This is a genomic window from Pseudomonas syringae pv. coryli str. NCPPB 4273 (assembly GCF_000972175.1).
Lineage (GTDB): Bacteria > Pseudomonadota > Gammaproteobacteria > Pseudomonadales > Pseudomonadaceae > Aquipseudomonas > Aquipseudomonas syringae.
Window position 1 is genome coordinate 241,699 of record NZ_AWQP01000004.1, and the last position, 19,707, is coordinate 261,405.

Annotated in this window: 16 protein-coding genes; 11 read left to right on the forward strand and 5 right to left on the reverse strand. The window is 60.4% G+C overall.

Annotation, left to right across the window (positions count from 1 at the left end):
* The first annotated feature begins 162 nt into the window (after positions 1-162).
* Positions 163-336, forward strand: a complete 174-nt coding sequence (locus P406_RS26745; protein WP_032698693.1) for a DUF6026 family protein — start codon at positions 163-165, stop codon at positions 334-336.
* A gap of 160 nt (positions 337-496) precedes the next feature.
* On the opposite strand, the gene P406_RS02950 is transcribed toward P406_RS26745, so the two are convergent.
* Complete coding sequence (locus P406_RS02950; RefSeq protein ID WP_032703004.1) at positions 497-988, reverse strand: GNAT family N-acetyltransferase; 492 nt, start codon at positions 986-988, stop codon at positions 497-499.
* Positions 989-1,604: 616 nt separating this feature from the next.
* On the opposite strand from P406_RS02950, the gene glgA reads away from it, so the two are divergent.
* From glgA to P406_RS03000, 10 genes are all read left to right on the forward strand, one after another.
* Positions 1,605-3,203 (forward strand): glycogen synthase GlgA, encoded by a 1,599-nt coding sequence (glgA, locus tag P406_RS02955; protein ID WP_003411269.1) that lies wholly within the window; start codon positions 1,605-1,607, stop codon positions 3,201-3,203.
* A 16-nt stretch (positions 3,204-3,219) separates the two neighbouring features.
* Positions 3,220-5,034: a malto-oligosyltrehalose trehalohydrolase gene (gene treZ, locus P406_RS02960; RefSeq protein WP_046235287.1), complete on the forward strand. Its 1,815-nt coding sequence runs from the start codon at positions 3,220-3,222 to the stop codon at positions 5,032-5,034.
* Entirely contained in the window at positions 5,024-7,102 is a 2,079-nt protein-coding gene (gene malQ, locus P406_RS02965; protein ID WP_046235288.1) for a 4-alpha-glucanotransferase, read from the forward strand. The genes treZ and malQ overlap by 11 nt, the downstream gene beginning before the upstream one ends.
* Complete coding sequence (locus P406_RS02970) at positions 7,099-9,882, forward strand: malto-oligosyltrehalose synthase (RefSeq protein WP_046235289.1); 2,784 nt, start codon at positions 7,099-7,101, stop codon at positions 9,880-9,882. The genes malQ and P406_RS02970 overlap by 4 nt, the downstream gene beginning before the upstream one ends.
* Positions 9,883-9,899: 17 nt before the next feature.
* Positions 9,900-10,301 carry a DUF2934 domain-containing protein gene (locus P406_RS02975; RefSeq protein ID WP_003364488.1) on the forward strand — a complete coding sequence of 134 codons (402 nt, stop codon included), beginning with the start codon at positions 9,900-9,902 and terminating at the stop codon, positions 10,299-10,301.
* A 156-nt stretch (positions 10,302-10,457) separates the two neighbouring features.
* Positions 10,458-12,641, forward strand: a complete 2,184-nt coding sequence (gene glgX, locus P406_RS02980) for a glycogen debranching protein GlgX (protein WP_046235290.1) — start codon at positions 10,458-10,460, stop codon at positions 12,639-12,641.
* Entirely contained in the window at positions 12,638-13,651 is a 1,014-nt protein-coding gene (locus P406_RS02985; protein ID WP_046235291.1) for an acyl-CoA dehydrogenase family protein, read from the forward strand. Before glgX ends, P406_RS02985 begins: the two co-directional genes overlap by 4 nt.
* A 13-nt stretch (positions 13,652-13,664) precedes the next feature.
* Positions 13,665-14,438: a PIG-L deacetylase family protein gene (locus tag P406_RS02990; RefSeq protein WP_046235292.1), complete on the forward strand. Its 774-nt coding sequence runs from the start codon at positions 13,665-13,667 to the stop codon at positions 14,436-14,438.
* Positions 14,435-15,061 (forward strand): class I SAM-dependent methyltransferase, encoded by a 627-nt coding sequence (locus P406_RS02995; protein WP_046235293.1) that lies wholly within the window; start codon positions 14,435-14,437, stop codon positions 15,059-15,061. Before P406_RS02990 ends, P406_RS02995 begins: the two co-directional genes overlap by 4 nt.
* On the forward strand, positions 15,030-15,683 hold the full coding sequence (locus P406_RS03000) for a glycosyltransferase family 2 protein (protein ID WP_046235294.1): 654 nt from the start codon (positions 15,030-15,032) through the stop codon (positions 15,681-15,683). Before P406_RS02995 ends, P406_RS03000 begins: the two co-directional genes overlap by 32 nt.
* A gap of 9 nt (positions 15,684-15,692) precedes the next feature.
* Here P406_RS03000 and P406_RS03005 read toward each other — a convergent pair whose 3' ends face one another.
* The 4 genes from P406_RS03005 to pcaD all read right to left on the reverse strand — a co-directional run bounded on the left by P406_RS03005 (position 15,693) and on the right by pcaD (position 19,624).
* Positions 15,693-16,733, reverse strand: coding sequence for an alpha/beta hydrolase family protein (locus P406_RS03005; RefSeq protein ID WP_046235412.1), 1,041 nt, complete (start codon positions 16,731-16,733; stop codon positions 15,693-15,695).
* 376 nt (positions 16,734-17,109) lie between these two features.
* Positions 17,110-17,718: an FMN-dependent NADH-azoreductase gene (locus tag P406_RS03010; RefSeq protein WP_003417327.1), complete on the reverse strand. Its 609-nt coding sequence runs from the start codon at positions 17,716-17,718 to the stop codon at positions 17,110-17,112.
* A gap of 74 nt (positions 17,719-17,792) precedes the next feature.
* Complete coding sequence (locus P406_RS03015) at positions 17,793-18,752, reverse strand: LysR family transcriptional regulator (RefSeq protein WP_003411289.1); 960 nt, start codon at positions 18,750-18,752, stop codon at positions 17,793-17,795.
* 80 nt (positions 18,753-18,832) lie between these two features.
* Positions 18,833-19,624 carry a 3-oxoadipate enol-lactonase gene (gene pcaD, locus P406_RS03020; protein ID WP_046235295.1) on the reverse strand — a complete coding sequence of 264 codons (792 nt, stop codon included), beginning with the start codon at positions 19,622-19,624 and terminating at the stop codon, positions 18,833-18,835.
* Between the last annotated feature and the right edge of the window lie 83 nt (positions 19,625-19,707).

Sequence of the window (19,707 nt, forward strand, 5' to 3'; positions counted from 1 at the left end):
GATTAAGAGACATTCGCGACAATTAAAAATAAAAAAGTTCCAAAATCATGCAAAAGAAATCAGAATCGGTGCCGATAGAGAGGGTAAGCAGCGGCGGTCAGGGATTGAAAGTCATTGCCACGGACCTCTCTGAGGTTGAATCCGCCATTTGCGAGGTGAGCAATGGGCACTGTACTACCAGCACTTGCACCACAAACCCTGTATGTCACTATCCGTCGTGACGAACTGCGCACATTAAAAGAAGAGCGCGAGCAGTTGCAGAAAAAAGTGGCTCATTTGAGCTCGATACTGCAGCAATCGCAGTTATCCGCCCCCGGTAAGATGCTTCAGGCCTGACCGCAACTGTATCATTCTTCAAAACGCCTCAGGGCAAGACCGATAATCCGGCTTGCCCACCTGACCTGCCCCCCTCTGCTGATCCCGCCATCTGTTCCGTCGTCCGCTCAGCCCGGCTTGCACCTGAACGATCAAAAAAGACGTTTGGCGAACAGGTCCTCTACAGCGGCTTCTGCCAGAACATGGCACGCCCCATTTCAGGGCTCAACTGATAATTGTCAAAACCGAGCTTTCTGTAGGCCCCTTGTGCAACCTCGTTGCCCTCCAGAACCTCAAGCGTCAGCTTGCAGCAGCCACGCTGGCGCGCAATCTCTTCGACCTTGAGCAGCATTTTCTGGCTGATACCGAGGCCACGGTGTTGCGAAAGCACTGCGACGTCATGAATATTGACCAACGGACGACAGGCAAAGGTTGAAAACCCCTCGAAGCAATTGACCAGTCCTACCGGCTCTCCCGAGATGAATGCCAGCACGCTGAACGCATACGGACGCTTTGCGAGTTCGATTGCCAACTGCTGACGGGTATCGCTCGACAGAGGCCGCCCTGTCCCCATGGCATCCATCGAATACTCATTCAAAACAAACCCTATCGCGTCTGCATGCACAGGATTGGTGTAACTCGCTTGCAGTACCAGTACCTCGGGGGCTTCCATTTCCATCCTCGTCAATTCAATCAGAGTGATTCAGTGAAATCAGTCAAAGGGTAATGCCTCAGGCCAGTATCAAGGCCGGGGCTTGTGGCCCGATTCTATCCTGCCCTGCGCCAAAATGTTCCAACGCAGATGTAAGGATTTTCTCGTAGCGCCCGCAGATTGACCGCTGCACGCCTCCGGAAAAGGCGTTATGCACCGTTACGGCTCGTCACGATCTGGTACCAACGGGATTTAGTGATGAAAACCAAGCGCCTGGACTGGATTGTCCAACGATCCGACGGCCGGTAATGCTCCCTCCGGACGCAGAAAAAAGCCTTGAAAAAGCGCAGCGACAACCGGGCTGCCACCTGCAGCCTGTCATCATGTGGCGCGTCGAAGCCCATGCCAGACATCCGCAAATAAAAAAGTCGAAACTTCTCCAAAACCGCCGGGTCAGCTGATTAGAGCATCTATGCTATTGGCTGACATCCGGTAATGGCGACATCACACCGCTTTGTCACTATGCATGGTCCAAACGGGTATCGATCTTGCGTAGTGCACGTATGTGTACCCGGCCATAGGAAATGGCCAATAAAAATCAAGTGATGCACCAAGACTGTTTTAAGGGGAAAAATTGATGATTAGCGCCGCTGTGAAAACCCAGAAGGGAGAGAGTTTTAACCAGCCTGTCGGCGAGCTGACTCATCTGCCGGTGTTCTCTAACAAGAGCGTTCCTGTGCTGCAAATGCCAACGTCGACTGTTCAGCCTCAGCCGACCATGTCTCAGGTCAATAGACGCAAAGTGTTGTTCGTGACCTCCGAACTGGCCGATCTGGTGAAAACCGGCGGGCTGGGCGATGTGTCTGCCGCACTGCCGCGAGCCATGCGCCACCTGCACGACGTTCGCGTACTGATTCCAGGTTATCCGCAGGTCATCAACAGCGGTAATCCGATCCATATCATCAGCCAGCTGGGCGGGCATGCAGCGCTGCCGCCTTGCAAGGTGGGTCGCATGGACATGAAAGACGGTCTGGTGATCTACGTACTGATCTGCCCGGAACTTTACGAGCGCGAAGGCACCCCTTACGCCGACAGTAATGGCCGCGACTGGTCCGATAACCATATTCGCTTCGCCCGTCTGGGCCTGGCAGCCGCCGAGTTCGCCGCTGGCGAAGTCAAGAGCCAGTGGTGCCCCGAGCTGGTTCATGCCCATGACTGGCCAGCCGGGCTGGCGCCTGCATACATGCGCTGGCGCGGGCAGTCCACGCCAAGCATCTTCACTGTTCACAACCTCGCCTATCAGGGCACGGTCAGCACTGCCTCAAGCCGTGAGCTGGGCATCCCGGACTCCGCCATTACCCCTGAAGGCATGGAGTTCTACGGTCAGCTGTCGTTCATCAAGGCAGGCATGGCCTTCGCCAGCCACATCACCACCGTCAGCGCCACCTACGCTCGGGAAATCACCACGCCGGAGTTCGGCTGCGGCCTTGAGGGTTTTCTGCAAAGCAAGGCCAACAAGGGCCAGCTCAGCGGCATCCCCAACGGCATTGACGAAAGCTGGGATGCGGCCACTGACGAACACTTGATTTGCCACTTTGCGCCCAACGAGTGGACGCGCAAGGAAATCAACGCTGACTACGTGCGTGAACTGTTCGAGCTGGATGCTTCCACCGGGCCGCTGTTCGCGGTGGTGTCGCGCCTTGTGTATCAGAAAGGCCTGGACCTGACGATCGGCGTTGCCGAACACATCGTCAACAATGGCGGACAGATCGCAATCATCGGCCGCGGCGAGCCCGAGGAAGAACAGGCCATGCGCGAGTTGGCGGAACGTTTCCCAGGCCGCATCGGCGTGCGCATCGGCTTCAACGAAACAGATGCACGACGCATGTTCGCCGGCAGCGATTTCCTGTTGATGCCTTCCCGCTATGAACCTTGCGGGCTGAGCCAGATGTACGCGCAACGCTTCGGCTCGCTGCCTGTCGCCCGCAATACCGGTGGCCTGGCAGATACGATCGAAGACGGCGTTACCGGCTTCCTGTTCAACGAGTCGACGGTCGAAAGCTACACCGAGGCCCTGAATCGCACCTTTCAGGTCTTCGCCCATCCGGAGCTGCTCAACGCCATGCGCTGCCGCGCAATGGCGGCTCCCTTCAACTGGCATCAGGCGGTAGAGCCCTACGCAGATCTCTATCGCGATCTGTTGAAGAAAAACGTGAGTATTTCCAGCAACTACTAGGTTAAGGATTTAATGGATGCCCCTGCGTACAGACGATAACTGGCGCCACGGCGCCGTTTTGTTGGACCCTGAACACACCCGGTTTGCCCTCTGGGCACCGGATGCCTCCTTCGTAAATGTCGAACTGCAGGATGGCCAGTCACTGGCCATGCTGCCTCAGTCCGACGGCTGGTTCGTCCTCGAGGCCCGCTGCAAGGCGGGTACTCGCTACCGCTTCAGGATCGACCACGAGCTGGACGTTCCTGACCCCGCTTCCCGCGCGCAAGTCGATGACGTTCACTCTGAAAGCCTCGTCGTCGACCCTGACGCTTATTCATGGCAAAACACTGCGTGGAACGGGCGTCCCTGGCATGAAGCGGTTATCTACGAACTGCACGTGGGCGCCATGGGTGGCTACGCTGGCGTGGAAAAGCACCTGCCGCGACTCGCCAAACTGGGCGTGACCGCAATCGAACTGATGCCGCTCGCGCAGTTCCCCGGTGATCGCAACTGGGGCTACGATGGCGTTCTGCATTACGCTCCGCAATCCTCCTACGGCACGCCGGAACAGCTCAAGCAGCTGATCGACACCGCCCACGGTCTTGGCCTGATGGTGATTCTCGATGTGGTGTACAACCACTTCGGTCCGGACGGCAACTACCTGGGCAGTTACGCCAAGGAGTTTTTCCGCAGCGACCTGCACACCCCATGGGGCGATGCGATCGACTTCAGACGCCCGCAAGTGCGCGACTTTTTTGTCGATAACGCCCTGATGTGGCTGCTCGAGTACCGCTTCGACGGCCTGCGCATGGACGCTGTTCATGCCATTCGCGACGAGACCTTCCTGCCGGAGTTCGCAGAGCGGGTTCGTGGCCGCATTGAACCAGGCCGCCAAGTGTGGCTGAACCTTGAGAATGAGTTCAACCAGGCCGGTCTTCTGGAAAAGGGCTTCGATGCTCAATGGGACGACGACGGGCACAACACCCTCCACGTGCTGTTGACCGGTGAAACCGACGCCTACTATTCCGACTTCGCCAAAGAGCCCACGCAAAAGCTTGCGCGCCTGCTCAGCGAAGGGTTTGTCTATCAAGGCGAACCGACGCGTCACGGGCACACGCGAGGCGAGCCCAGCGCGCACCTGTCGCCGTCGGCTTTTGTGTTGTTTCTGCAGAACCACGATCAGATCGGCAACCGCGCCCTCGGTGAACGCCTGCCGCAACTCTGCGCGCCTGCGGCATTGAAAGCCGCCACTGCCCTGCTGCTGCTTTCACCGATGATCCCGCTGATGTTCATGGGCGATGAATGGGCGGCCAGCGAACCGTTTCTGTTCTTCACCAGCCACCACGGCGAGCTGGCCGATGCGGTACGTGAAGGACGTCGCAAGGAGTTTGCTGATTTCGCCGCATTCGCCGATCCGGAAAAGCGCGAGCACATTCCTGATCCAAACGACATCAAGACTTTCGAAGCGTCACGCCCGGCGTTTGCCGCGGTCGATCTCGACACCGACACAGGCCTCGATCATCGCAGCTGGCTGGAGTTCTACACGCAGTTGCTGGCCTTGCGGCACCAGGAAATCATGCCGCGCCTGCAGGGCGCACGCTTCCTGAAGACCGATATTCTCGGCGACAAGGCGGTCAGTGCACGCTGGACACTGGGTGATGGCAGCGAGCTGCGTATTGACCTCAATCTAAGCGAGCACGCGGTTGACGCACCGCCACAAACGGGCGCCCGCGAGATATTCTCCAGCGCCGAGAAATCGTCCGAACTTTCCCCACGCGGCATCCTCAATGCTTACACGGCCATTGTCAGCCTGACAGCAAGTGATGTTCTGGAGGAACAGGATGAACAATGAGCAATTGGAGAGGCTTGCGACCGAGGCAGGCTTGTCGGTGCACTGGGTCGATGCCAACGCTCGACCACAGACCGTCAGCCCTGATGTGCTGCGCAAGGTATTGGAGGCGCTGGGCTATCCTGCTGAAAACGGCGAGGCTATCGATGCCAGCCTGCTGCGCCTGCAAAAAGCCAGTCACGGCACCACTGCCCCGCCACTGCTGACGGTCGATGTGGAAAGCAATCTGGACCTGTCGCAGTGGTTCGCGCCACAAACGCCGTTCACGCTACACCTCGAAGACGGCTCTTCACTGGATGCCAGGCTGACCTCGAACGCAGAGCTTCCGGCGCTGGCCCCGCCGGGCTACCAGCAGCTGGAAATTGCCGGCCAGCACCTGACCATCGCGGTCGCGCCGAAAACCTGCTTCAGCATGGCAATGGCCACCGAGACCTCGAAGCCGCACGGCTGGGGCCTGACCGCTCAGCTTTACAGCTTGCGGCGTGAAGGTGATGGCGGTTTTGGTGACACCGAGGCACTGGAGAAGGTCTTGCGCTCGGCTGGCGAGCGAGGGGCCGACGCGCTAGGCATCAGCCCGATCCACGCCATGTTCGCCAACGACCCTCACCGTTACAGCCCTTATTCACCTTCCAGCAGGCTGTTCCTCAACAGCCTGTACGCATCGCCGGGTGCGATTCTCGGTGAAAGTGCGTGGCGTCAGGCCATCGAAGACGCGCGCGTCGGCGACGAGATGAAGCGCCTTGAAGCACAGACTTTGATCGACTGGCCAGCCGCGGCCAACGCCAAATGGAAAGCGCTGCACGCGCTTTATGCAGGCTTCAGTGCGGGTGATCACCCGCTGCACGAAGACTTCAACAGCTTCCGCCACAGCGGTGGCGAAGCGCTGGAAAATCACTGCCGCTTCGAAGCGCTGTGTGCCGAGTCAGAAACGCTGAACATCGGCAGCAATTGGCATGAATGGCCTGAGCAGTTCAAAGACCCTCGCGGCGACGCCGTCGCCGAATTTGCCAAAAGCCATCGCGAGCAAATCAGTTTTCATGCGTTCGCCCAATGGCTGATAGCCCGTGGTCTGGAGCGTGCACAGGTTGCAGCACGCAGCAGCGGCATGCGCGTCGGCCTGATCGCTGACCTGGCAGTGGGTGCCGATGGCGCCGGAAGCCAGGCCTGGAGTCGCCAGGACGAGTTGCTGTCGGCCCTGACCGTCGGCGCGCCTCCTGACATTCTCAACCGTGCCGGCCAGAGCTGGGGGATTTCCGCCTTTTCACCGGACGGCCTCAAACGTAATGGCTTTCGCGCGTTCATAGAGATGCTGCGGGCCAACTTCGCCCATGCCGGCGGGTTGCGTATCGACCATGTCATGGGCTTGCAGCGCCTGTGGGTCATCCCGCAGGGGGCGCCTCCCAGCGAAGGCGCGTATCTGAATTTCCCGCTGGACGACATGCTTCGCCTGCTGAGCCTGGAATCCTGGCGGCACAAGGCAATCGTGCTGGGTGAAGACCTTGGTACGGTGCCTGAAGGCCTGAGCGAAAAACTCAGTGCCAGGGCGATTCTTGGCATGCGCGTACTGCTGTTCGAACAGAACAACGGTCAGTTCAAACCGATTCTCGACTGGTCCGATCAAGCGTTGGCGACCACCAGTACCCACGACCTGCCTACCCTCGCAGGCTGGCTAAGCGAACTGGATATCGAGTGGAACGCGCGCCTCGGTCACATTGACGATCAGCATGAATCGCAGTGGCGCGAAGAGCGCACGCGGGAATATGAAAGCCTGCGGCGTGCCTTGAGTCAGAACATCGACAGTATGCCCTCCGGTACTGAAGACCCGGCGCAGATCATCGACGCGAGTATCAGCTACCTTGGCCATACACGTGCGCCATTGGTCTTGCTGCCGATAGAAGACGCGCTGGGTGTCGAAGAGCAGGCCAACCTGCCCGGCACCATTGACAGTCACCCCAACTGGCGCAGACGTCTTCCCGGCGATGCGGCCTCTCTGCTTGATAACCCGAATGCTGCTCGACGACTGGAATTGCTTTCCCGATCCCGGCTGCAGGCTACGGAGCGTGATCAATGACCCGTCCATTACAGCCTTTGCGCGCCACCCAGCGCCTGCAATTCCACAAGGACTTCACCCTCGACGACGCCGTGCCACTGGTGCCCTACTTCGCCAGCCTGGGTATCAGCCACGTCTACGCGTCACCGCTGCTCAAGGCCCGTGCCGGCTCGATGCACGGCTATGACGTGGTCGACCCGACAGTTATCAACCCGGAACTGGGCGGCGAACCTGGCCTGCTGCGCCTGGTCGAGACCTTGCGCGAGCACGGCATGGGCCTGATTCTCGATATCGTGTCCAACCACATGGCGGTCGGCGGTGCCGACAATCCGTGGTGGCTGGACCTGCTGGAATGGGGCCGTCGCAGCCCGTATGCAGAGTTCTTCGACATTCAGTGGAATTCGCCGGACCCGCTGCTGGAAGGCCAGCTGTTGCTGCCGTTCCTGAGCAGCGATTACGGCACGGTATTGCAGGCCGGTGAAATTCCGCTGCGCTTCGATGCCGAGCATGGCGCGTTCTACATCGAGCACTATCAGCATCACTTTCCGATCTGCCCACTGACTTACGACTCGCTGTTGGCGGCCGTGGATCAGCCGCAACTGAAGGACATGGCCCAGCGTTTCAGCGCACTGGCGCAATTCCCGCAGGCCTATGAGCGCGCACGCCAGGCCAAGGCCGAGTTAGCCGAGCTGGCCAAGGACCCGCAGGTGCTCAAGGGTATCGAGCAGATCCTCGCGCATTTCGATTCGAGCAAACCGCAAGGCTTTCAGCGCCTGCACCAGTTGCTGGAGCGTCAGCACTATCGTCTGGCCAGTTGGCGCACCGCTGGCGATGACATCAACTGGCGGCGTTTCTTCGACATCAACGAGCTGGGTGGCCTGCGTGTCGAGCGGCCACAGGTGTTCGAAGCCACCCACGGCAAGATATTCCAGCTGATCGCCGATGGTCTGGTCGACGGGCTGCGTATCGACCATATCGATGGCCTGGCTGATCCGCGCGGCTACGGTCGCAAGTTGCATCGCCGGGTCAAAAGCCTGCTCAAACTGCGCCCCGAGCACGCGCAGATCGATCATCTGCCGATCTTCGTCGAGAAAATCCTCGGCCCCGACGAGCCGCTGCGTGAAGACTGGAGCGTTGACGGCACGACCGGTTACGAGTTCATGAATCAGGTGTCATTGCTGCAACACGACCCCAAGGGCGAAGAGCCTCTGGGTGAGCTGTGGAGCCGCCTGACAGAACGTACCGCCGACTTCGATCAGGAAGTACTGGTGGCCCGCGATCTGGTCCTGCACGGCACCCTGGCGGGCGATTTCGAGAACGTCGCTCAATCGTTGTTGCAGGTTGCTCGCAGCGACCTGATGAGCCGCGACCTGACCCTGGGTGCGATTCGCCGTGCCCTGCTCGCGCTGATCGTCAACTTCCCGATCTATCGCACCTATATCTCGGTGTGCGGCCGCTCGGCGCAAGACGACAAGTATTTCCAGCAGGCCATGGAAGGCGCGCGTGCGACGCTTAACGAAGGCGACTGGCCGGTGCTGGATTACCTGGCACGCTGGCTGGGTGGCGAACCGTGGCGCAAACTGCCGCGCGGGCCGCTGCGCAAGCTTTACAAGAATGCCTGCGTACGCTTCCAGCAACTGACCTCCCCGGTTGCCGCCAAGTCGGTCGAAGACACCTCGTTCTACCGCTCTGCCGTGCTGCTCTCGCGCAACGATGTGGGTTTCCATCCGCAGCACTTCAGTGCGCCGGTAGCGGACTTCCATCAGGTTTGCCTGCAGCGTCTGGAGAAGTTTCCAGACAATTTGCTGACCACCGCAACGCACGATCACAAGCGTGGCGAAGATACGCGTACGCGCCTCGCGGTCCTGAGTGAATGCGCCCCGTGGTACGCCGAACAGGTGGAGCGCTGGAGACAGCTGGCAATGCCGCTCAAAGGTGACGAGCCGACGATCAGTGCCGGCGACGAGCTGATGCTTTATCAGGCCTTGCTGGGCAGCTGGCCGTTGAGCCTGGAGGGCGAACAAGCTCACCAGGAATACGCGAAGCGCATGGTCCAGTGGCAGGAGAAAGCCCTGCGCGAAGCCAAGCTGCAAAGTAGCTGGAGCGCACCGAATCAGCCCTACGAAACCGCTTGCCGCGAATTTCTCGAGCGTTTGCTACTGGCACCGGAAGCCCTGGCGCTGCGTCAATCCCTCAGTGCGACAGCCAACCGTATTGCCACCGCTGGCGCGCTCAACAGTCTGGCGCAAACCTTGCTACGCTTGAGCGTACCCGGTGTTCCCGATTTGTATCAGGGCACCGAGTTCTGGGATTTCAGCCTGGTGGACCCGGACAACCGCCGCCCGGTTGACTACGCTGCACGGAAACAGGCCCTGGCCGAATACGCAAGCGTTACCGAGCTGCTGACTGACTGGAAGGACGGGCGCATCAAGCAGGCGCTGATCGCGAAGGTCTTGAACCTGCGCGCCGAACATCCGGGACTGTTCAGCGAGGGCAGTTATCAACCTCTGGACATAAAGGGCAGCCACGCCGAGCAGGTGATGGCCTTTGCCCGGGAGACGCAAGGAGTGCGCGCTATCATCGTAGTACCACGCACATGCAGTGAACTATTGGGTACTGCGCAAACTCCATTGATTAATGCTGCCAATTGGGGCGACACACGGATCATGTTGCCGTTTGCCGACTCCGGTTCTGACTGGAAGGGACTCTTTTCTGACGTTGTCGTGACGAGTGATCGGGAAGTACCGCTCAGTGCAGCGCTTGAAAGATTTTCCGTCAATCTGCTTATTCAAACTATGTAATAGCTGGGAGTCTCAAGATGAGTGCCGACGAAAAAAGAATTCGCGACTTTGCTTACCAAATCTGGGAATCGGAGGGTAAACCTTCCGGTCACGATGAGCGTCACTGGGAAATGGCGCGCAAGCTGGCCGAGGCCGAAGCGCTGGCGCCGAACAAGTCCAGTGTGCGCAAATCGACCAAGCCCAAGCTGCCTGAGGTAGACAGCGCCAAGGCGCCTGCCAAGGGCGCAGCCAAGCCGGCCGCAAAATCGGCGCCTGCGCCAAAGCCTGCTGGTGAAGCCAAGCCCAAGCCTGCTCCCAAGGCGGCTGCAAAACCTGCGCCCAAGGCCAAGCCCGCTGCAGCCGCTGCAACCGACGCTCCTGCCAAAGAGGCGCCTGCCAAACCTGCTCCGAAGAAGCCACGCAAGCCGTCGAATTCTTGAAACTCTTCTGGCCGCGCACCGGTCAGTTATTGCAGGTCTCGCTCTGACCAGAGATGAGGCCTGCTACACCCCCTTACATTATCGTCAGTATCGGAGCCTGCGGCTTCGATAGCGGCCTTGGCCGCTCAGAAAATCATTCGACGTCAGGAAGTCATCATGAATACGAAGTCCACTACACCGGCAGAAGATGATTCAGCCCCGCTAGACAACCCTGGCAGTATCCCGTCTCGCATTCGTGAAGGACTTCCCTTTCCTCTCGGTGCAAGCTGGGATGGCCTGGGCGTCAACTTCGCCCTGTTCTCGGCCAACGCCACCAAGGTAGAGCTGTGCCTGTTCGACTCCACTGGCGAAATCGAACTGGAACGCATCGAACTTCCGGAATACACCGACGAGATTTACCACGGCTACCTGCCGGACGCGCACCCGGGCCAGATCTATGGCTATCGTGTATACGGTCCTTACGATCCAAAGAATGGTCATCGTTTCAACCACAACAAGCTGCTGATCGACCCGTACGCCAAGCAACTGGTCGGCGAACTGAAGTGGTCGGAAGCACTGTTCGGTTACACCATCGGCCATCCTGATGGCGACCTGAGCTTCGACGAACGCGACAGCGCCCCTTTCGTACCGAAAAGCAAAGTGATCGACGAGGCCTATACCTGGGGTCGTGATCAGCGCGTCGGTACGCCTTGGGACAAGACGATTTTCTACGAAACCCACGTACGCGGCATCACCATGCGTCACCCTGAGGTGGCCGAAGAGCTGCGCGGCACGTTCGCCGGTCTCGGATCAGCGCCGGTCGTCGAGCACATTCGCAAGCTGGGTGTGACCTCCGTCGAGCTGCTGCCGATTCATGCCTTCGTCAACGACCAGCATTTGCTGCAAAAGGGCATGACCAACTATTGGGGCTACAACAGCATCGCGTTCTTCGCCCCGGACCCGCGTTACCTGGCGAGCGGCAAGATTGCCGAATTCAAGGAAATGGTTGCGCATCTGCACCACGCCGGTCTCGAGGTCATCCTCGATGTGGTCTACAACCACACCGCCGAAGGCAATGAGCTGGGCCCTACCCTGTCGATGCGCGGTATCGACAACGCCTCGTACTACCGCCTGATGCCGGACGACAAGCGCTACTACATCAACGACTCGGGCACCGGCAACACCCTCGACCTGAGCCACCCTTGCGTATTGCAAATGGTCACCGACTCCCTGCGTTACTGGGCTTCGGAAATGCACGTCGACGGCTTCCGCTTCGACCTGGCGACCATTCTGGGCCGCTACCACGACGGTTTCGACGAGCGCCACAGCTTCCTGGTCGCCTGCCGTCAGGACCCGGTGCTGCGTCAGGTCAAACTGGTCGCCGAGCCATGGGACTGCGGTCCGGGCGGCTACCAGGTGGGCGGTTTCCCACCAGGCTGGATGGAATGGAACGACAAGTTCCGCGACACGGTTCGTGCCTTCTGGAAAGGCGACGAAGCTCAACTGGCTGACTTCGCTGCGCGCATGACCGCGTCCGGCAACATGTTCAACCAGCGCGGCCGTCGTCCGCAGGCGTCCGTGAACTTCATCACCGCGCACGATGGCTTCACGCTGCACGACCTGGTGTCGTACAACGACAAGCACAACGAAGCCAACGACGAAAACAACCAGGACGGCAGCAACAACAACCTGTCCTGGAACCACGGCGTTGAAGGTCCGACCGAAGATCCGGAAATCAACAGCCTGCGTCTGCGCCAGATGCGCAACTTGTTCGCCACCCTGCTGCTGGCACAAGGCACGCCGATGATTGTGGCGGGCGATGAGTTCGCGCGTACTCAGCACGGCAACAACAATGCCTACTGCCAGGACAGCGAGATTGGCTGGATCAACTGGGATCTGGACGAAGATGGCGAAGCGCTGCTCAAGTTCGTCACCCGCGTGATCAAGCTGCGTCAGACCTATCCGATCCTGCGTCGCAGCCGCTTCCTGGTAGGCGACTATAACGAAGAGATCGGCGTCAAGGACGTCACTTGGCTCGCTCCGGATGGCAACGAGATGAGCGTCGAGCAGTGGCACGATGCCAATGGCCGTTGCCTGGGCATGCTGATGGATGGTCGCGCACAGGAAACCGGTATCCGCCGCGCGGGTGCCGACGCCACGCTGCTGCTGGTGGTCAACGCGCATCATGACGGCGTCAACTTCACCCTGCCGGAAGTGCCTGAAGGTACCCATTACGAGTGCCTGATCGACACCAATCAGGATGATGCACGCAGCAAGGAGCACTTCGCGTTCGGTTCGCAATACACCGTAACGCCGCGTTCGCTGCTGCTGTTCGAACTGAAGCGTGAAGACCAGCAATGATTGATGCCTTGAGTGAGTTTCTCGACTGGCGCAAGCACGGTTATGCCGATACGCGTGCGCTGGGCGAGTGCTTGCAGGCATTGGTCAATGAAGGTCTGGATCAGCTTCCCCTGCCTGCCCGCGGTCAGACAATTGAGCGCTGGCGGGCGCTGGCCTGCGTTGCAGGCCACGACCTGGGGTTGTGCAAGTTGTACGAGGGGCACACAGACGCCTTGGCGATCATGGCGGAACTGGGTGCCCCGCCCCCCGAACAATTCAGCACCTGGGGCATGTGGGCGGCAGAGCCGCCGCAGGCACGGGTGAATATCAGCGGCACAGGCGATGCACTTCGCCTGCACGGCCGCAAGGCATGGTGCTCAGGCGCTTCGGCGTTGAGCCATGCATTGATCACGGCATGGGACGCCGAACATCGGCAGCAGCTGGTCGCGGTACGCCTTAACCAGCCCGGCGTACACATGACCGGCGACGGTTGGCGCGCAGTGGGCATGGGTGCGACCGGCAGCATCGACGTGGTGTTCGACAACGCCATCGGTCAGGCAATCGGGGCGCCGGGTGGCTATCTCGACAGACCCGGCTTCTGGCAGGGCGGCATCGGCATTGCGGCCTGCTGGTACGGCGCATCACGCGCCATCGCGCAGCGCCTGCTGGCCCATGTCGGCAAGCGCGAAGAGCCGCACGCCCTTGCGCACCTTGGCGCTGCGGACGTCGCACTGCATGCCGCAATCGATGTGTTGCGCGCCGCTGCCGCGCACCTCGATCAGGCGCCAGCCGAGAATGCCGAGATGCTTGCCAGACGTTGCCGTGCTTATGTCGAACAAGCCGCCGACCTGGTGATTCAGCATGTGGGTCGTGCCGTCGGGGCCGGTCCCTATTGCAAGGACCCGCACTTTGCCCGGCTGATCACCGACCTGCCGGTTTTCCTGCGTCAGAGCCACGCCGAACAGGACCTTGCGGCATTGGGCCAGTTGTCCGGCAAGGCGTTGCCCGCTGCACGCACGTGGTCACTATGAGAGCGTATAGAGCATGAGTGAAGGGTTCGTAGTGAGTGATGACGAGTCCGGCCAGGGCACTTCCCTCGCCGCCTGGAACGCTTCGACCAGGCTGCACGGCCTGCCTGTGATTACCGCTGACTTGCTGGTGCCGACCAATTGCCGAGCCGTGATTATCGCCCCGCACCCGGATGATGAAGTACTGGCCTGTGGCGGTCTGATGAGCCAACTGGCGCAACTGCAACGCAACCTGTTGCTGATCTCGGTCACCGATGGTACAGCCAGCCATCCGGGCTCAACGCTTTGGCCCGTCGATCGTCTGTGCAAAGTCCGACCTGAGGAAAGTGCCGAAGCCTTGAATCGCCTCGGTATACCTGCAGAGCGCCTTGAGTGGTTGCGTTGCGGCCTTCAGGACGGCGCCGTGGCCGACGCGGAAGATCAACTGGTGGCCTTTCTTGAACAGCATCTGGGCCCTGCCGACGTGGTATTCGCCACCTGGGCAGAAGATGGCCACGGCGATCATGAGGCGGTCGGCAGAGCCAGTGCCAAGGCCTGCACGACCACCGGAGCACAGTTCCACGAGGTGCCGGTCTGGGCCTGGCACTGGGCTGATCCCGAAGACCAACGTCTGCCGTGGGACAGAGCGCGCAAGCTGCTGCTCGATCCGGTGACGCTGGCCCATAAGCGCAACGCTGCTCAGGCATTCACCAGCCAGTTGCAGGGTGATCCGGCAATCGGTCTGTCCCCGGTTTTGCCGGACGCAGTGCTGGAAAGGCTGCTGCAGCCCTTTGAAGTGGTGTTCACATGAGCGTCGAGGACAGTTATTTCAATGAGCTGTTTCTCAACAATGATGACCCGTGGGCATTCAAGCAACGCTGGTACGAACGGCGCAAGCGCGCCCTGACCCTGGCCGCCCTGCCCCGCGAACGCTACCGCTCGATATTCGAGCCTGGCTGTGCCAACGGTGAACTCAGTGCCGATCTTGCCGGGCGCTGCGATTCGCTGGTGTGCTGCGACACCTCGAACCTGGCTGCGGACCTGGCACGCAAGCGTCTGGCCGGCGTGCCCCATGCCAGAGTGTTGCAGGCGCGTCTGCCGCAGCAATGGCCGCAGGGCGAATTTGACCTGATCGTCTTCAGCGAGATGGGTTATTACCTGGACGCCGAAGACCTGCACGGCCTGATCGACCGCGCACTGGCGGCCCTCGCACCGGATGGCCAGTTGCTCGCCTGTCACTGGCGGCCTGATATCGAAGGCTGCCCGCTGAACGCCCAGACGGTTCACGACATCCTTGCTGCACGCTTGTCCATGCACCGACTTTTCAGTCATCACGAACAGGATTTCCTGCTGGACCTGTGGAGTCGTGATGGAACCTCCGTAGCAGAACAGGAATTCTCCGATGATCGGCATACTGATCCCGGTGCACAATGAAGAGCAGTTACTCGACTTGTGTCTCGAAACGATAAAGCAGGCGGCTGCACACCCCGACCTCAAGGGCGAATGCGTGGAAGTGCTGGTGGTTCTCGACAGCTGCACTGATCGCTCGGCGGAGATCGCGCGTGCCCATGGCGTGATGATTCTCGAAGTGTGTGCGCGCAACGTGGGGCAGGCTCGAGCACAGGGCGCGGAGTTTCTTCTCGACCGGGGTGCACGCTGGCTGGCGTGTACCGATGGCGACAGTACCGTGGCCAACGACTGGCTCGCCGAACAGCTGGCGCTGGATGCCGACGCGGTGTGCGGCACGGTCACGCCCGGCGACTGGAGCAAGGACATTTCGGCCGCCGCGCAGGCCGCTTACCTGCAGCATTACCAGCACCGTGACGGTCACCGACACATTCATGGTGCCAACCTGGGCGTCAGCTCGATTGCGTATATCAGCGCCGGTGGATTTCCGGCCCTGACCTGTCACGAGGACGTGCACCTGGTTCGACAACTGGAATTGATCGGTGCGCGGATCGCCTGGAGCTGCCGCCCCAGGGTCACGACCAGTACCCGCCTCGACTCGAAAGCCAGGGGCGGGTTTGGTGATTTTCTGAGTTCGCTGAACGCCTGAACGGCGAGCTTACTGATGATGCGCCGTCTGCATGCCTGAACGGTCATCGTCGGCGGAATTGAGCGCGGCACTGAAGAAGCGCACCGCTTCGGCACTCAGGTTACGGTGGATATCCTCGCGGTCGACTCCGTCAGGGTCGTTACACAGCAACGGCGCACTCGCGCGTTGTTCATCACTGCACGGTGCCATGAACACGAAATGCCCTGCCCCGGCCAGTAGCTTGTAGTCGGGCGGCTGCGGCAGCTTGCGCGCCAGTGCCTCTGCGTTTCGGTCGATCGCCAGCAACTGATCGTCATCCCCCGCGTACATCAGCACCGGCACGTGCACATCACCCAGCGTGTGACGGCCGAACATCAGGCTCAACGGGGCCATCAACATCAATGCGCCAACCCGCGGGTCAGCCTGAGCGTGAAGGTCATCACGGTCTGCGACCAGTTCGCCCTGCGTCTTGCAGGCGTCGCGGTCTGTCGGGCGCTCGGCGCAGTACTGACGCAGACGCTGCAGATCAGGCTGCGCGCCAGCGAGAATCAGCGCGGTTTCGCCACCGGCCGAATAACCGATCACGCCCACTTGCCGGGCATTGAGATAGGGGGCCAGCAAGGGGTCGAGCAAGGCCGTACTGATCGCTTCGGAAATCTGCAGCGGGCGGCCATACAGGTTACTCAGGCTGCCGAGACGGCTGTGATCGCGATCATTGTCGCCAGGATGGACCACGGCAACCACCACAAACCCCTGCCGCGCCAGCGAAGTGGCCAGGTCATGCAGCGCCAGCGGGGTGCCGGTATTGCCGTGCGACAGCAACAGCAAGGGGAAACGGCCCATTGCGATAGGCGCCTCTTCACCGGCCTCGACGCGATAGCCATGCAGGGTGCTCACTTGCTCGGCGGCGGTCGACGGGTAAAAGGCGATGGCCTCAACCGGCTGGGAATCCAGCGGATCAGGGAAACTCAACGGGTGATAGCCCGCGCTCCAGGACTCATCCGCCTGAGCGTGCACCGAAACAAGGCTATCGAGCAGGAAAACCAGCATCACTGCACAAAGACGTACCATGGCAAGGCCCAACCTTTGCAAATCCGGAACTTCGTCCAGACAATCCATCAAGCGCTTGTGTCGAGCTTCATGCTCCAGCGCGCCGTTCCCACCCAGATATGAGTGTTGAAAACAGAAATAGTGCACAAGCCGGGCCATAAACTGCCCGTTGTTTTTTCGCGAGGGCAGATATTTCCGCCAGCCTGACAAGGCAGTGCTCGAAAAGGCTAGTCTAGTCCCGTAAGAATCCCGCTGCCTGTAAGAAAGCTGTCAAGGTTGTCTCCCGTCAGCGCGCCGTTCAGCGCAGCCCATCGCCCTGCATCAGAAACAAAAAAACTCCACAACCCGGCAGGAAAACCCCGCGCAGGTTGTAGAGTTTCGTGAAGACGGCTTTTGATCAGGCCGCGAACAGCTCGTTCTGGATGTATTGCTGAGCAGCGCTCATGGCGCTGGCACGCGGCTCTTCGCCATACGCCAGGCCGTGGGCACGGACGAATTGCAGGTCGGTGATACCTATGAAGGCGAACAGCGTCTTGAGCAGCTCTTCGTGACCGGTGCCACTAGGTTGCCCGGCGTGCAGACCGCCTGAGGTAGAGACGATAATGACTTTCTTGCCGCCACACAGGCCTTCAGGGCCTGCTTCGGAATAACGGAAGGTGCGACCCGCGATCAGAATCCGGTCAAACCAGGCTTTCAGCTGAGTCGGAATGGTGAAGTTGTACATGGGTGCGCCGATGACCAGCACGTCCGAATCGAGAAACTGCTGCAAAGTGGCTTCGTTGCCTGCCACTTCCTGCTGCTGGGCGGCATCACGGACGTCTACCGGCGTGCCCGCTGCGGCGAGGCTGGCGGCAGAGAAATGCCCAAGCGCATCGCTGGCCAGATCGCGGTAGGTGACCTGGCTGTCGGCGTGAGCATTCAGGTAGGCCTGGACAACCTCATGGGTCAGCTGACGCGAAGCAGAGTGGTCGCCGAGGATGCTGGAGTCGAGGTGCAATAGATTCATAACGTAGCTCCCATAAGAAAATCGCCACAGGGCGATGAAGTGGCGAGCATCCTATCCTTGATTGCAATAGATGATTAGTGGTCTTGAATGCGACTGTTCGTTCTATTAAGAGAACAATAAAGCGAGTCAGGACTGAGGCTCAGTTCCTTGAATGAGGTTTCGAACACATCCAGCAGGCCCCTGACCGCTGGAAGCAGCCCTCGGCGCGAGGCGAACACAGCATGCACGATGCCGCACTTGGGCCGGTGCTCACTGAACAGCTCTACCAGGCGTCCGTCCTGCAGGGCTTCCCTGACAATCAGCTCGGGAAGCTGCGCCACGCCGACACCCTGCAAGGCAGCCTGCAGCATCATGTCCAGGTCCGAACTGATGAGCCGGGGCGTGTGGCGTATTTCGGCATACTGGCCGGGCTGCGTCTCCAGCAACCAGCGGTGCTCGTGATTCGAAGACGGCATGTCGAGGCTGGGCAGTGTCGACAGCGCGTCGAGAGAAGGCGTCGCCGACAGCCTGGCCGCCAGGTCCGCGCGCGCCACCAGACGCTGGGCACTGTGCCCGAGCTTCTTGACCACCAGCCCGTCGTCCTCCAGCGGTGGAAAGCGCACACGCAGCGCAATGTCGATGTTCTCGGTCAGCGGGTCGACGCGTCGGTTGGTACTTTCGACCTGGATCTGAACCTTGGGGTGCTCGGCCGCGAAACGGGCGATGGTCTCGTTGAAGCCCATCGCTGCCAACGCCGGAGGACAACTGATCACCACCCTGCCCTGCGGTTCGGATTTGGAACGCAGGATGGCCTCTTCGGCAGCCTCGGCCTCGACCAGCATCGCCACGCAATGCGCGTAATAGTCACGCCCGCTTTCGGTCACCGCGAAGGTACGGGTCGAGCGGTGAATCAGGCGCACACCCAGGCGCTCCTCGAGCCCGGCAATGCGCCGGCTGAGCTTGGACTTGGGGATCCCCAGCTTGCGGCTTGCCGGCGCAAAGCCGAGGCACTCCACCACCTGGACGAAATAAAACAGATCGTTGAGATCAAACACCCGGCCACCTCGTTTTCAGAGCCGGGAGTATGCAGCGCCGTGCCCCGTGTCTCAAGGCCGCGAATGAGGATCGCGTCGGGTCATTCGGCAGTCAGAAATGCCAGCACCGGGCCGGTAAATGCCGCACCCGCCTCGACGCTGGACAGGTGCGCCGCGTGCAGCTCGATGATCTGCGAACCCTGAATCCGCTCGACCATGAAACGCCCGTCTGCCGGGGTCGTTACAGCATCCTGCGTGCCACAGACCACCAGCACCGGCAGCTCGATGGACGCGATCTGCTCACGGAAATCCGCATCGCGCACAGCCGCGCAATTGGCCGCGTAACCCTGTGGCGAGGTGCGTGCCAGCATGCCGACAACCGTGTCGACCGCAGCGGGCTCGGCGTCCGCGAAGGAAGGTGTGAACCAGCGCGCGATCGAGGCATCGCGCAACGCGACCATGGCCGACTGGCCGTCACGCAGAACGGTTTCGATACGAGGATTCCAGACATCGGGGTTGCCGATTTTGGCGGCCGTATTGCACAGCACGACCTTGTGCAGGCGCTGCGGCGCATTGATTGCCAGCCATTGGCCGATCAGGCCACCCATGGACAGGCCGCAGAAAAAAGCCTTGTCGATGTCCAGCGCGTCGAGCAGCGCCAACACATCGCGAGCGTTTTGCTCGATGCTGTAACTGCCCTCGCTGACCAGCGATTTGCCATGGCCGCGCGTGTCGTAACGCAATACCTGAAAGTGCCGGCTGAAGGCAGGTACCTGGTTGTCCCACATGTGCAGATCAGTGCCCAGGGAATTGGACAACACCAGCACCGGCGCGCCCGCCGGACCTTCGAGCAGGTAGTTCAGTTGACCATCAGCGAGTTGCACGGCAGACATTCGAGACTCCGGAGAAAGGCAAAGCTGCACACTAATCAGTGTCGCAGCAGCATACAATCGGCGGATCGAATATCCGTGCGGCT

Excerpts from the sequence above, each read along its gene's own strand:
- glgX (WP_046235290.1), top strand. The coding sequence starts at position 10,458 with ATGAATACGAAGTCCACTACACCGGCAGAAGATGATTCAGCCCCGCTA.
- P406_RS02970 (WP_046235289.1), top strand. The coding sequence starts at position 7,099 with ATGACCCGTCCATTACAGCCTTTGCGCGCCACCCAGCGCCTGCAATTC.
- pcaD (WP_046235295.1), bottom strand. The coding sequence starts at position 19,624 with ATGTCTGCCGTGCAACTCGCTGATGGTCAACTGAACTACCTGCTCGAA.
- P406_RS02990 (WP_046235292.1), top strand. The coding sequence starts at position 13,665 with ATGAGTGAAGGGTTCGTAGTGAGTGATGACGAGTCCGGCCAGGGCACT.
- P406_RS03005 (WP_046235412.1), bottom strand. The coding sequence starts at position 16,733 with ATGGTACGTCTTTGTGCAGTGATGCTGGTTTTCCTGCTCGATAGCCTT.
- P406_RS02950 (WP_032703004.1), bottom strand. The coding sequence starts at position 988 with ATGGAAGCCCCCGAGGTACTGGTACTGCAAGCGAGTTACACCAATCCT.
- P406_RS02995 (WP_046235293.1), top strand. The coding sequence starts at position 14,435 with ATGAGCGTCGAGGACAGTTATTTCAATGAGCTGTTTCTCAACAATGAT.
- malQ (WP_046235288.1), top strand. The coding sequence starts at position 5,024 with ATGAACAATGAGCAATTGGAGAGGCTTGCGACCGAGGCAGGCTTGTCG.
- glgA (WP_003411269.1), top strand. The coding sequence starts at position 1,605 with ATGATTAGCGCCGCTGTGAAAACCCAGAAGGGAGAGAGTTTTAACCAG.
- P406_RS02985 (WP_046235291.1), top strand. The coding sequence starts at position 12,638 with ATGATTGATGCCTTGAGTGAGTTTCTCGACTGGCGCAAGCACGGTTAT.
- P406_RS02975 (WP_003364488.1), top strand. The coding sequence starts at position 9,900 with ATGAGTGCCGACGAAAAAAGAATTCGCGACTTTGCTTACCAAATCTGG.
- P406_RS03010 (WP_003417327.1), bottom strand. The coding sequence starts at position 17,718 with ATGAATCTATTGCACCTCGACTCCAGCATCCTCGGCGACCACTCTGCT.
- treZ (WP_046235287.1), top strand. The coding sequence starts at position 3,220 with ATGCCCCTGCGTACAGACGATAACTGGCGCCACGGCGCCGTTTTGTTG.
- P406_RS03000 (WP_046235294.1), top strand. The coding sequence starts at position 15,030 with ATGATCGGCATACTGATCCCGGTGCACAATGAAGAGCAGTTACTCGAC.
- P406_RS26745 (WP_032698693.1), top strand. The coding sequence starts at position 163 with ATGGGCACTGTACTACCAGCACTTGCACCACAAACCCTGTATGTCACT.